We start from the raw sequence: 11,260 nt of genomic DNA on the forward strand, positions 1-11,260 counted from the left end.
TCCTGCTCATCGTTGATGCCAATCAGTGTAATTATTACGATCATCATATTCCAGCTTGACGTTAAATATGATGATCGTCATATTAAGTCTATCAAATATGACAACCATCATTTACAGGAACCGACCATGACACAACAACTGGCTTTGATCACCGGCGCGTCCAGCGGCATTGGCGCAACTTACGCAAAACAGCTGGCCACACGCGGTAGCAATCTGATTCTGGTGGCGCGCGATGCAGCTCGCCTTGACGCACTGGCCGCATCACTGCGGGAAGCGCATGGCGTGGAGGTGAGCGTGCTGGCAGCGGATCTCACTCGTACAGAAGATTTGCAGCGCGTTGCGCAGACTTTCGCTGACAACGAACGTATTACGATGCTGGTGAATAATGCCGGGATGACCGTTGAAGGCGAGTTTGTCGAGGGTGAAATTGCACCGATTCAAACGATGCTGGCACTGAATATCGTTGCTCTGACACAGCTGGCACACAGTGCTGCACAGGCATTTCAACGCCGTGGCAACGGAACGATAGTGAATCTCGCGTCGGTATTGGCCATAGTTAACGAGAGTGCCAATGGCGCATATAACGCCAGCAAAGCTTACGTGCTGTCTCTGACGCGTAACATGCAACGTGAACTGGCCGAAAGCGGTGTGCGTGTTCAGGCGGTATTACCCGGCTTAACCCGCACAGAGATTTTTGAACGTTCCGGAAAATCAGTCAGCGATCTGCCCGCGGATAAACTGATGGAAGTGGAAGATTTAGTCGCCGCAGCCTTACACGGACTGGAGAGTGGTGAGTTAGTAACTATTCCTTCGGTAGAAGATATGGGCTTGTGGCAAAACTATGACAACGCCCGCTTCGCTATTTTGCCATTTATCTCGTTGAACAAGCCCGCGTCACGATATTTGTAACCTGCGCGTCTGTTGCGGCAAGGTGCGTGGCGCATCTTGCCGCAAAAAACTGCGCTGGTTGCGTATGTATTAGGCTGGGGTGGGTGATGGGTAGGATTTTTTGTTGGGAGATCAAGGACTCATGCATTGGTCTAATTTTCACCAACCGATTGGCGAACGCTGGATCGCCTATCCGAGATACTTTATAATCCCCGCTCCGCTGGCCCCTTAGCTCAGTGGTTAGAGCAGGCGACTCATAATCGCTTGGTCGCTGGTTCAAACCCAGCAGGGGCCACCAAATTTAGTGATTTAAATCATTCAGTTAAGCCACCTTCCACGGTGGTTTTTTGTTTGTGTGTTTTGCGGTGGCGATGAAATGGCGATAGCTTTTTACCGCCACGCCTTTCAAAGCTGTTCATAATTGTCCGGTGAAGAACTCGCTATGGACGAACTCAAGTATGGCGAACTGCATCGCCAGAATGTGGACGATCCCGATAAGTCATAGTATTGGTGCAAGTGAAATGGCTTGAAACCCGCAGTTAGCAGGAAGCCAGGAACGAGGTCGGGTTCTTCGGCAGTCAAAATACCGTTTGCAAACCTACCACGCCCAAGTGACGGCACACTGTTGAAAGATTGAAAATCACTTCAGATACTGGAATACGAACGAGTAAAATTTTCCGGCATTCAGGCGAATGGGTTTTAATAAGGATCTTAACAATGCATAAAATCCTCCACTCCGAATACACGTTCCGGCGGTCACACGAAGGTGTGGTTGCCCCGACGGTTAATTCGGGGATTACCCATGCAAACAAGAAATCGAGTATTTCGTCGCCATCATATGAAAAGGCTCAAAGCTAAGCGCGGTCGTTATCATAATGCAGCCTACAGCTGGCCTGAAGGGGTGACAGTCGCCAGTATCGGCAAGGCTTACCATACTCCATGCTTCTGCTCATGCTGGATGTGTGGGCATCAGCGTTTTCATCACGGAATGAACATGCAGGAAGTAAGAGCTAGAACCTAGCTCCAAGACTAAGTATCCCAGCCCATCTTAATGGTGGGCTATCTCATACAGAACTCCCCAAAATAGCCCTTTTACAAAACGCTTCATACTCGCCCAAACGACTCAAACCAGCTCATATGGATACATTCAGTATCGTCACTTATACAACGAATGTGTACCTCTACACAGATTTGAAAGGTTCTAAACCTGCTCAATTGACCTTACAACTAGAATGTATACATATTAATAACGCAAAGGGATGATTTCTAAACGTAAGGAAACAGCATGTATCACAGTGATTCGATACTCACAGGCATTAAAGCCGACGAGTTGATGGCGTCACAGCTTGAAAAAGCCCTGGCAGGCGTCAAAGACCAAGCTCTTCAGCAAGCCAGCAAAATTGGCGACGGTGCAACACGTTTGATGTACTATACATCATGCTTCACCGATAATTATCAAGATGTGTGTGCAAAGCTAAAAGAAGAAGATCTGCGCTTTCTTGATGGCATTGCCGAAGTTGTCAAAAGGCGTGACATTATCTACAGACTGGTTCACATCTATTTTGAAGAGATTTTCAGATTCAAAACACGCGAACAACTTGCAGCAATCAATTCTGGTTTATTAAAAGCAGGCGTGATCATCTCCGCCAGCACACTAAACAACCAGGCTTTTGTCATTGGAATAACAACCACTGTCTGCCTTGGCATAGGCTTTAACTCATCCATCGTCGCCTGGACAGGTAAGGCCGCTGCACTGACGGCTACCGGGCTTGGGCTGTATGGCATAGTACAACAAGCTGCTGATAGTGCTGAACGACTTAGGCTGCAAGCACCGATGTATTATAATGCCCTTCACATGCAAAGTCTCGAAATGATGTATTTCCTCGTCGAGCCTACTTTTATGAAAGCTCAAGCATTTGATAGTGACATTACCGAAGCAATAATTAATATGGTGAAGTAGGCATGCGGAATTTTTTCAAGAAATGGTTAAAAACTCAGGCATCATATTTTTTTGGGGCTACATCCCGCTTATTTTTATTCTTGCATTCGGAGTTATTGCAGTAACGTACTTCCGCACCTACGCACTACAGGCAACAGGTATTTTTATAATTCTGACCTTTGCGTTTGTTATCTGGTTTAACCGCCCTCGTTAAAAATAAAAGGAACTTAATTATGTCAACTCCAGCTCATTTATGGCTAAAAGATGAAAACGGTTCACCTATCGTTGGTGGATGCCTGATACCCACGCGACTTGGCTCAATAGAAATTCGCACTCTAACGCATAACATCACAATTCCAACTGATAGGAATACTGGAAGACTAACCGCAACTCGACTCCACGCACCGATTGTGTTCCAGAAAGAATTTGATCAGACAACACCTTTATTATTTCGCGATCTTTGCCAAGGAAGAACGCTTAAATCAGCAACAATAAAAATGTACAGAATTAACGAATCCGGAATCGAAATAGAATACTTTAACATTGTGCTGGAAAACGTAAAAATCACCAGTATTACCCCATCCCTGGTTCCCTCAGGCATAGCAAGTACACATATGGAAAATATCGAGATCCGTTATGAAACAATCACATGGAAGTATGTTGAGGGGAATATTCAGTTTAAAGATGGTTGGAACGAGCGAATGATCGCTTAATATAATAGCCATCACCTAGCGTTGTTCAGCCGCGCGACGTCAGAAACAAGCTTGACGTTGGCGTGGTCGCCCGCTCATGAGTCACCAGGAGTTCAGCGAATTCACCTTAGATTTTCTGATGTTCGGCAATGCCTATGCCGAGATGCGCCCTAACACGCAGGGTGACCTGCTCCCCGTTGATTAATACCCCTCGATGTTAGTAATATCTTTGCCCAATTACATTTCCCGGCAGTCACGCGAAGGTGGGATATCTTTCGACAAACATCTTCTGATAAGCTATCAAGTAAGCTCACTCTCGGCCCATAAAAATCACGTTAAGCACAGCGAGAATAAAATAATGCAAAGTCGAGCCACCAGCGCTAAAATCACCAAACAAAAAATCTACCGCTCTGTAGCTAGTTCAACGGCTATTGAAACGGGTGAAGCTGTACAGAGAATTGAGCAAAATCTTGAGCAGTACAAAGTTAAGGCAAAAGCTATCGGTTTAGCTCGCTAATTCGGTAAATATCATCATCACCCACTCGAATAGCGGTTCACAGCTATGTATCCAAATATTCAGTTCTTAAGGGTCTTTACCCATTCATCAACTGATAGTTCCCTCCTCACTGGTGTGAGCTATCCATCGTAACGTGCTACCAACATATCATATTGACCAAACTGCTCCTGCTTTTTTATCGAACAACCCAATAACATGCCGTTATTTTATTTACTAAGAATAAATAAAATAACCTACTATTACATCAGAGAATGCATGAAAAAATTTATTTTTACCCAGGATTATCCACCCCTAATATAAATCTTCTTATCCCATAGAGCGTAATGATTGCCAACACAACAGAGAAAATGACAAAACATACAAGCAGCGAAAGCAGAGGATTGACTATACCTCCTAAGCTAGTGAAATCACTCAGAAGAGCAAGCTGTTCAGAAGTAAAGGAACGAAGAATGATCTCCGGTATAATTAGAATATAAATAATAACAACCAATGCATAAATTAAGGTTTTTTTGGCCTTTTTCATCTTCTTTCTTGCCCTTACTAATGAACATGATCAAAAATTGAGTAAAGGATACATCATGGAGCGAAGGTATGTCACAGACCTATTTACAGCTGAAGATGCAGTCCAATAAGCAGCTAGCGGTAGCATTAACTCACTCATTAAACCAGATCTATGCCGATCAGCTATCCACTGTAGATATGTTCAAGATGGGTGCTCAGCGGCTCACCAACTATGGATCCTGCTTTGTCCCTAATGAATATTATCGTAGCTCATGCCGTGATACCTGGAGAGAGGACAAAAGGTTAGTTCTAGCGTTAGGTGAGATCTATAAAAGGAAAGACGTAGCATTAGATATGGTCGAAATATATTTTCGTAAGACCTTCACAAAGCTTGGTGACCAAAAAAGCAATAATCTCGTCTCTCATATCCAAAAAATGTTAGGGATAGCAGCAGAACACGCTTCAACTAAATCCAGCAAATTGGCCCTATCACTCACGATTGCCAATTTGGTGCTCGGTAGCGCCGATTTTAAGAATAAGCATATCAAGCTCGTTAACTCATTTTCCACATGGTTTGTTAATGGCGCTACGCTTTACGCCAAGGCACAGACAGCTGCCTCAGCAGCCAATCAATTAAAATTTCAAGATCCTGCATACTATCAAGCCCTATCAAGAGAAAATATTGAAATGCTTTACTTTCTCATTGCACCACAAATGTCTGAAATCATCTATCAGGTGAAATCAGGTGATAACAATGAAGAGAAAATTGCAGGTGCTTTATACGAGATTTTGAAAAGATGAAGAGAGCACTTTTGTGGTTAATTCAGTCATTTATCTATCTTATCCCCCTCGCAGCCATTGTGGCAGGCATCTACATATTCATACGATTCATTCCAAATTATGCTGCGTTTCTGAGTCTATCTTGGGTGATCTTTGTTTCCTTCATATACATCAAATACAACAGATGGTATTGAATATTTTCAATACCATCTGTCAGCACTCGATTTTAACTTCCGAACCAAGTCATCAATGATAGAGCTTCCCCCACACCTAGAGGAGAGGAAACGAAATCGTATCGCAACCCATCACTCCCCTTCCATCCCACAAACCTGCCACCGCACCGAACTCACGCCCTTCTCCAGACTGATCCTACCCACCAGATTTTCCAGCTGATCTGTCATGCTCGGTTTCCCCAATACTTCCGCGTTCACCTCCATGCGATGTGGCGGATCCATATCCTCGCTGTGCAGTGATTGCAGACGCAAACCGCTGCCGCCGAGGCTGTGCAGCATCAGGCTGCGCACCTGCACTTCATCCTGCGCCAGACAGATGATCTGCACTTTGTAGTGCTGTACCACCTCTTCAGCAGGCACCAGGCTTTGGCGATTGATCCCTTGCGCCAAATCGCGCAGCAGAATGTTGGCACAGAGGATCACCATGCAGCCGATTGCCGCTTCCAGTAGCAATCCCATGCTGCACAACACGCCCACGGCGGCGGTGCACCACAGGGTTGCGGCGGTATTCAGTCCGCGTACGTTGAGCCCATCACGCATGATTACGCCGCCGCCAAGAAAGCCGATACCGGAGACCACATAGGCCGCCACGCGTGAGGCATCGGTGGCGATGCCGGGTACGCTTTGCGTCATCAATACAAATAAACACGCGCCAGTGCTGACCAGCGCATTAGTGCGCAAACCGGTCATACGTTGGCGAAGCTGGCGTTCGCTGCCAATCAGCGCGCCCAGAACCAGCGCGACAGTGACGCGCAGTAAAAAGATTTTCCAATCCATCATAAACCTCACTCCGCCGCTTCAGGCTGGCGGAACATCAGGGGGTAATAAATGGATTACAGCCGGTGCCATTACCGCTGAAATTCAGCAGCATCACGCCAACAAAGAGGGGGAGATTCAGGAAGGAAATCCACCGTCTTAACGCACGGTTAAGACAGCGTAGAGGGCTATCTTACCGCAGGGACCTTTTGTAATCGTTCGGGACAGGTGTCCAAGGCTTTTATCCTCATGGGTAAAAATTCGCCGGGATTGTATCCCTCATACTGGTGGAATGCTACCCAGTTGCGCTTTTATTGATTAATGGTTTATGCAATAGCGCCAGCGGCACCCAGCGCGCTGAGCTGGCCTCCCCTTTATGAAGCTGATCCAGTGGCAAGATAGATTCCACACCTTTCAAGGGGATGAACCCCCACTAGAGTTAAGAAACATTAATGATTTTGTCATGTATTTATTAGTGTCAATCGGATAGCTTAAGGCGCGGAATAATGGATATGGCATTTAACTTTTTACAGATTTAGCCACAGAAATTGCGCTTATGCGATGATCAGCGATCCGGTCAGGTGATTTCTTGTTCCAAAGCCATAAATTTCACTCTTTCGCACTAAATATTTGATTCAGTCTGCCGATGTCTATTAAGACTCGTTAAAACCCGTGGTTTCCACATCGATTTGATGATTTAAAGCAGGAACAGGTTCAACAACCTGCTGCGATTTATGGTAGTGGTTTTTTATTAAGATTTATGCTGGGAAGCAATAACCAGTCCTAACGTTAAAATTAATAACAGCAATAGTGTCGATGGACAGCACACTGACTTCGCTCTGCTCCATTCGATATTTTAAGGATAAAATAATGGCGAATACGTTTAAACGCAGTACAACCTGTCTCCTTGTTTCTCTCACCCTGCTGTTAGGTGGTTGTGCCAATACCGGGAGCTCTCTCTTGTCAGGTACCAAACCTGATCCACGACTGACCAGCGGTGAACAATCCCAATTATTTAGCAGTTCAGCCGCGCAGGGTTGTGGTATGGGAGCCTTGGCGGGCGCAGGGTTAGGTGCTTTGACCGGTGCCCTGGCAGGAAATGGTAAAAAAGCCCTGGTGGGTGCTGCTGTGGGCGGTGCTGCAGGATGCGCTGCCGGTGTAGCGGCAAACTACTACCTGGATAATCTGAAAAAAGATTACGCCACCACTGCCGATCGCTTGCAGGCAATGGATAAAGACATCAACAAAGATACGGCCGATATTGCGAAAACCACCGCAGCCATGAAGGCAGTCATCCATGATAACAGTGCAACATTAACCCAAATTAGCATCCAGAAAGACAAGGCTGGGTTTGATAAAGCCAGTGCTAAAAAAGAACTGGCCCAGGTTGACGCCAACGTCAGCGTGATGAAAGACAAAATTAAAGTCATGAAAGAAAAAAGCGACGGTTATAAAGTCGCAATCGGTGGCCAAACCACCAACAATGCGAATGACAAAGCTCAGCTGGCCAAACTTAAGACTGAATATAACGATCTCAATAATCAGATTACCGTACTGGAATCTGAGACGGATGGTTTATACAGCCAACGCCAGGCTATTTCACTGGGTTAATAATGACGGGCCGATACTATTATCGGCCCTGTTTTAACATCTTAGCTGCATACAACATTCTGTTCAGCTTTATGAATACATGGATGCCTTCATGAGACGTTACGTTTTACTTGCTTCACTGCTCCTGGCCGGATGCGCCACCTCTCCCCAAGACTGTGATTTGCATGCTCAAGACCCCAGCTTTCTCACCAAATTGAGTTGCACCACCTCTGGTGGCTACAGACAAAAAGTCGACGATCAAGAACGCCATGTGCTGCAAAGCCAGCGTGACAATAAAATTGCTCAACAAAATCTGGCAGATACCGAAATCAGGGAACAAGCATCCAGTCAGAAACTGGCAGATGAACAAACGCGATTAAAAGCAGCACGTTCTGATCTGGCGCAGACCCTGAAAAAGCTTAAATCGGGCAAATTCAATAATCAGCAGCGCCAGCAAGAAATTACGCAACTGGAACAGCTCCAGAAACAGTCGCAACAAGCTAGCAGTGCCAACGACGTTGCCGATATTGAGAAGAAAATCGCTGCCGCCAAAGACAGGATTAAAGTGCTGGAGCAGGCTAACTCAATTCAATAAACCGTTTCTGAGGTGGCGGGATTCTGCGCTCGCCACATAGCCAATCAGCGTTTACAGCTAATAAAACCAAAAATGAATCTGGGCCATGCAACGATTAACAAGATCAGCGCCAATTGATGAGGCAACGCTCACCAACTACGAAGAAACGGTTGCCCTTATCCACCGTTATCTTCCCCCTGCTCTCGCACTGTTGTATGCAACAGCGCGTCGCAGCGCAGAAGGGAATCTGGAATGGTGGACAGCACGCCAGGGTCTTGCCACGCCGCTGTCAGCGCTGAGCGATGCTGAACAAACCCAGATTCAGTTCAAGCGTCAGCAGTATCAAGATACGGTTGCCAGCTTGATTGAACAACTTGCCGCGCGTGGAGAAACAAAGCCAGCGCAAGCACTGCAAACGTTGCTCACCCATTCCCAGACTTTGGCGTGCTATGGCGTTGGCGGGGAACCGGTATTAATCAATTGGGCTATTCCAGTCCAGCACACACCCGCAGAGATAACACCGGCCGCACAAGGGCGGAGATTACTGCCATGGCTGCTCTTGCTGCTGTTATTGCTATTACTGGCTGTGGCATGGTGGTGGTATCACAACCGCGTACCAGCCAGTCTGCCCACGCAACGCGAAATACCTGCTGCGGTGACCGACACCCCGCCGAAAAAGACCCAATTAACGCAGGAAAACCCCAGCGTTAATCTGGCCAAAACCAAGGATTTTGGCCAAATCAAAGTCAATTTAACCTGGCAACAGGGCCCAAATAAACAGCCGGTAGACCTGGATGTCGCCGCTTTCGTTCGATTGAAAAATGGCAAAAACGGTGGCGTAGAAGCACTCAGTAAATTCCTTGGTGACTACGACAAGCCCCCGTTCATGTTATTGCAAGCAGATCTACGCGACGGCGGCAATAAAGATGGGGAATGGCTCTTCATCAACGGCAGTCAATGGCAGGAGATTGATGAAGTGCTGATTTACAGCTTCATCTATGGCGGCGCGAATAACTGGCAGGGACTCAATGCCACCATCACCCTGTCTGTTCCAGACCAGCCGCCAATCACCTCAACGTTAGTGAATGGTGATGAACGTCAAGAAGTAGCGGCAATTGCACGATTAAAGAACGTTGACGGTGACCTCCATGTCGAGCGGCTCAACAGCTTCTTCCCCGATCGTAAGTCATTGGCTAAGCATTACGGCTGGAATTTTGAATGGACGCCGGGTGCCAGCAAAAATTAATCACCGCCCAATGACTCACGTTAATTAGCAGCCCTAAAAGGTTTAGACAATGCGAAATTCGATTCAGGGACCACTGTTACGCACCGGGAACAACTCTTCGTTTAAAGCGCTGGGTGAAACCGGTTATCCCGTATTCAAAATGGCCTTTCAATTGCGTGAGGCCATCTATCGCCTTGATGCAGGCCGTGATTTAGCCCGTCATCTTGCCATTCCGCAAAATGAACAAGGTGGCGATCGTACGGACTGGTACAGCAGTTTTGCTGGCGATGTGATTCCCTGGAGCGGAGCGACGGAAAGTGAGCGTGCCTCAGCCCGTCAGCAATTCACCGAATTCCAGATGTCAGTGCAAGCTTTAAGCGAAAAGATGTTGAATACCGAAAGCAGCAATGCGGGCGGTGACCGGCAGGTATTTGCGCAGTTATTAACATCAGCTGTTAGCTTTCCAGATAATGAGTTCCTCTATTTAGTGAATGGGACATTGGTGATCACGTTCTGGGGTTTTGTTCACCCCACTGGCGAGCAGCGCAACCCGATGCATTGGTTGCAACCCGGCTCAGTGCCAGCGTCTGTGCACACGCAGGTGGCTCCTGTCACCCACCCCGTCACTCAACCTTTGGCTCAGCCGCTATCCACGCCGACTCATACCATTGAAACGGTGACACACACCCAGCGCAGGAGATGGAGCTGGCGTTGGTTACTCTGGCTGTTAGTCGCTTTACTCTCACTCGCGCTGATTCTGGGATTGCTGCGTGGCTGTGTTCCGTCACTTTCACTTCCAGGTTTGCCTAAATTATCGGGGGATGGTCATCACAGCCTAACCGTCAACGATGCAGGGAATAGCCCGGCGGTGGCGGTCAATCCTTCTGCCGCTACAGCCGTTAATACCCCGGTTAAAACCGGTGAAGTAGACCCTGCCAACAGGGCTCCCGCCGCAGGTTCTGCTGAAACACCTCCGGCTCTGGACAGTACGGGCTCGCAGATTGAAGAAGGACCGGCGGCGACTGACACCGCTGGCGCCAACGCGCAGCCAGAAGCGCCTGTTAACCCTGCCCTGCCCGCAACGGAACCTGCAGCGGATACTGTGCCCGCCACCGTACCAGAGGCACCCAACAGTGAACCGCAGAACCCAGCAGTAGCGGCTCCGCCGGTCAAGGCCGTGCAGGGTGATCCACTGACGCTTCCTGCCGCGTTACCTGATGGCCCCGCGCAGTTTCTTAATGGGCAATGGCGGGTTAACGGAGGCATCCAGGATAAATTCACCGGTAAACCTCTGCAGTTGCAATACAACTTTGACCAAGGCAAGGGGACCGTCAGTGTTCGTCAGTCCAATGGCGTAATCTGCACCGGCGCAGCGGCAGGGAGTGTGCAAAAAGGCGCGCTCAGCATTACCAATCCTGAGCAGATGAAATGTAGCGATGACTCAAACTTTATCGGCCCGACCATAGCGTGCAAATCTCCCGCTTCTGGCCACACCGATTGTGTCGGTAGCAATGACGGGGATAAAACGTTCCCCATCCGTATGCTGCAACCCCATTCTTAAACAG

At 47.7% G+C, this 11,260-nt stretch carries 11 protein-coding genes, 1 tRNA gene and 1 pseudogene; 11 read left to right on the forward strand and 2 right to left on the reverse strand.

Features of this window, described 5'->3' with window-relative positions; translation table 11 throughout:
• The first annotated feature begins 126 nt into the window (after positions 1-126).
• The 6 genes and pseudogenes from PSSD_RS01210 (at position 127) to PSSD_RS27685 (ending at position 4,036) form a co-directional block, all read left to right on the forward strand.
• On the forward strand, positions 127-909 hold the full coding sequence (locus PSSD_RS01210; protein ID WP_058968841.1) for an SDR family NAD(P)-dependent oxidoreductase: 783 nt from the start codon (positions 127-129) through the stop codon (positions 907-909).
• Between the two features lie 201 nt (positions 910-1,110).
• Positions 1,111-1,186 (forward strand) — tRNA-Ile (locus PSSD_RS01215).
• Positions 1,187-1,315: 129 nt separating this feature from the next.
• Positions 1,316-1,503 (forward strand): annotated as a pseudogene (locus tag PSSD_RS28035) (nuclease); the annotation flags it as partial.
• 670 nt (positions 1,504-2,173) lie between these two features.
• Entirely contained in the window at positions 2,174-2,848 is a 675-nt protein-coding gene (locus tag PSSD_RS01220; RefSeq protein ID WP_058968844.1) for a hypothetical protein, read from the forward strand.
• Positions 2,849-3,060: 212 nt separating this feature from the next.
• Positions 3,061-3,540: an Hcp family type VI secretion system effector gene (locus tag PSSD_RS01225; RefSeq protein ID WP_058968847.1), complete on the forward strand. Its 480-nt coding sequence runs from the start codon at positions 3,061-3,063 to the stop codon at positions 3,538-3,540.
• A gap of 337 nt (positions 3,541-3,877) precedes the next feature.
• Complete coding sequence (locus tag PSSD_RS27685; RefSeq protein WP_167347648.1) at positions 3,878-4,036, forward strand: hypothetical protein; 159 nt, start codon at positions 3,878-3,880, stop codon at positions 4,034-4,036.
• A gap of 271 nt (positions 4,037-4,307) precedes the next feature.
• On the opposite strand, the gene PSSD_RS27310 is transcribed toward PSSD_RS27685, so the two are convergent.
• A complete protein-coding gene (locus PSSD_RS27310; protein WP_064511434.1) occupies positions 4,308-4,559 on the reverse strand; it encodes a hypothetical protein in 252 nt (83 codons plus the stop codon).
• A 68-nt stretch (positions 4,560-4,627) separates the two neighbouring features.
• Between PSSD_RS27310 and PSSD_RS01235 the strand changes: the two genes are divergently transcribed.
• Complete coding sequence (locus tag PSSD_RS01235; RefSeq protein ID WP_058968853.1) at positions 4,628-5,338, forward strand: hypothetical protein; 711 nt, start codon at positions 4,628-4,630, stop codon at positions 5,336-5,338.
• 284 nt (positions 5,339-5,622) lie between these two features.
• Here the strand turns inward: PSSD_RS01235 and PSSD_RS01240 are convergent, their stop codons facing one another.
• Positions 5,623-6,327, reverse strand: a complete 705-nt coding sequence (locus tag PSSD_RS01240) for an MgtC/SapB family protein (protein ID WP_058968944.1) — start codon at positions 6,325-6,327, stop codon at positions 5,623-5,625.
• An 849-nt stretch (positions 6,328-7,176) separates the two neighbouring features.
• Here PSSD_RS01240 and PSSD_RS01245 point away from each other — a divergent pair.
• From PSSD_RS01245 to PSSD_RS01260, 4 genes are all read left to right on the forward strand, one after another.
• Positions 7,177-7,917, forward strand: coding sequence for a hypothetical protein (locus PSSD_RS01245; RefSeq protein WP_058968856.1), 741 nt, complete (start codon positions 7,177-7,179; stop codon positions 7,915-7,917).
• Between the two features lie 91 nt (positions 7,918-8,008).
• Positions 8,009-8,491 (forward strand): hypothetical protein, encoded by a 483-nt coding sequence (locus PSSD_RS01250; protein ID WP_058968858.1) that lies wholly within the window; start codon positions 8,009-8,011, stop codon positions 8,489-8,491.
• A gap of 85 nt (positions 8,492-8,576) precedes the next feature.
• Complete coding sequence (locus tag PSSD_RS01255) at positions 8,577-9,716, forward strand: tellurite resistance domain protein (protein ID WP_058968860.1); 1,140 nt, start codon at positions 8,577-8,579, stop codon at positions 9,714-9,716.
• Between the two features lie 49 nt (positions 9,717-9,765).
• Positions 9,766-11,256, forward strand: a complete 1,491-nt coding sequence (locus tag PSSD_RS01260) for an SrfA family protein (RefSeq protein ID WP_058968863.1) — start codon at positions 9,766-9,768, stop codon at positions 11,254-11,256.
• Positions 11,257-11,260 lie beyond the last annotated feature (4 nt).

The organism is Type-D symbiont of Plautia stali, from assembly GCF_001485335.1.
GTDB lineage: Bacteria > Pseudomonadota > Gammaproteobacteria > Enterobacterales > Enterobacteriaceae > Pantoea > Pantoea vagans_C.

Bases quoted from the DNA above. Each gene is read 5' to 3' on its own strand.
- PSSD_RS01210 (WP_058968841.1), top strand. From the start codon at position 127: ATGACACAACAACTGGCTTTGATCACCGGCGCGTCCAGCGGCATTGGC.
- PSSD_RS01220 (WP_058968844.1), top strand. From the start codon at position 2,174: ATGTATCACAGTGATTCGATACTCACAGGCATTAAAGCCGACGAGTTG.
- PSSD_RS01225 (WP_058968847.1), top strand. From the start codon at position 3,061: ATGTCAACTCCAGCTCATTTATGGCTAAAAGATGAAAACGGTTCACCT.
- PSSD_RS27685 (WP_167347648.1), top strand. From the start codon at position 3,878: ATGCAAAGTCGAGCCACCAGCGCTAAAATCACCAAACAAAAAATCTAC.
- PSSD_RS27310 (WP_064511434.1), bottom strand. From the start codon at position 4,559: ATGAAAAAGGCCAAAAAAACCTTAATTTATGCATTGGTTGTTATTATT.
- PSSD_RS01235 (WP_058968853.1), top strand. From the start codon at position 4,628: ATGTCACAGACCTATTTACAGCTGAAGATGCAGTCCAATAAGCAGCTA.
- PSSD_RS01240 (WP_058968944.1), bottom strand. From the start codon at position 6,327: ATGGATTGGAAAATCTTTTTACTGCGCGTCACTGTCGCGCTGGTTCTG.
- PSSD_RS01245 (WP_058968856.1), top strand. From the start codon at position 7,177: ATGGCGAATACGTTTAAACGCAGTACAACCTGTCTCCTTGTTTCTCTC.
- PSSD_RS01250 (WP_058968858.1), top strand. From the start codon at position 8,009: ATGAGACGTTACGTTTTACTTGCTTCACTGCTCCTGGCCGGATGCGCC.
- PSSD_RS01255 (WP_058968860.1), top strand. From the start codon at position 8,577: ATGCAACGATTAACAAGATCAGCGCCAATTGATGAGGCAACGCTCACC.
- PSSD_RS01260 (WP_058968863.1), top strand. From the start codon at position 9,766: ATGCGAAATTCGATTCAGGGACCACTGTTACGCACCGGGAACAACTCT.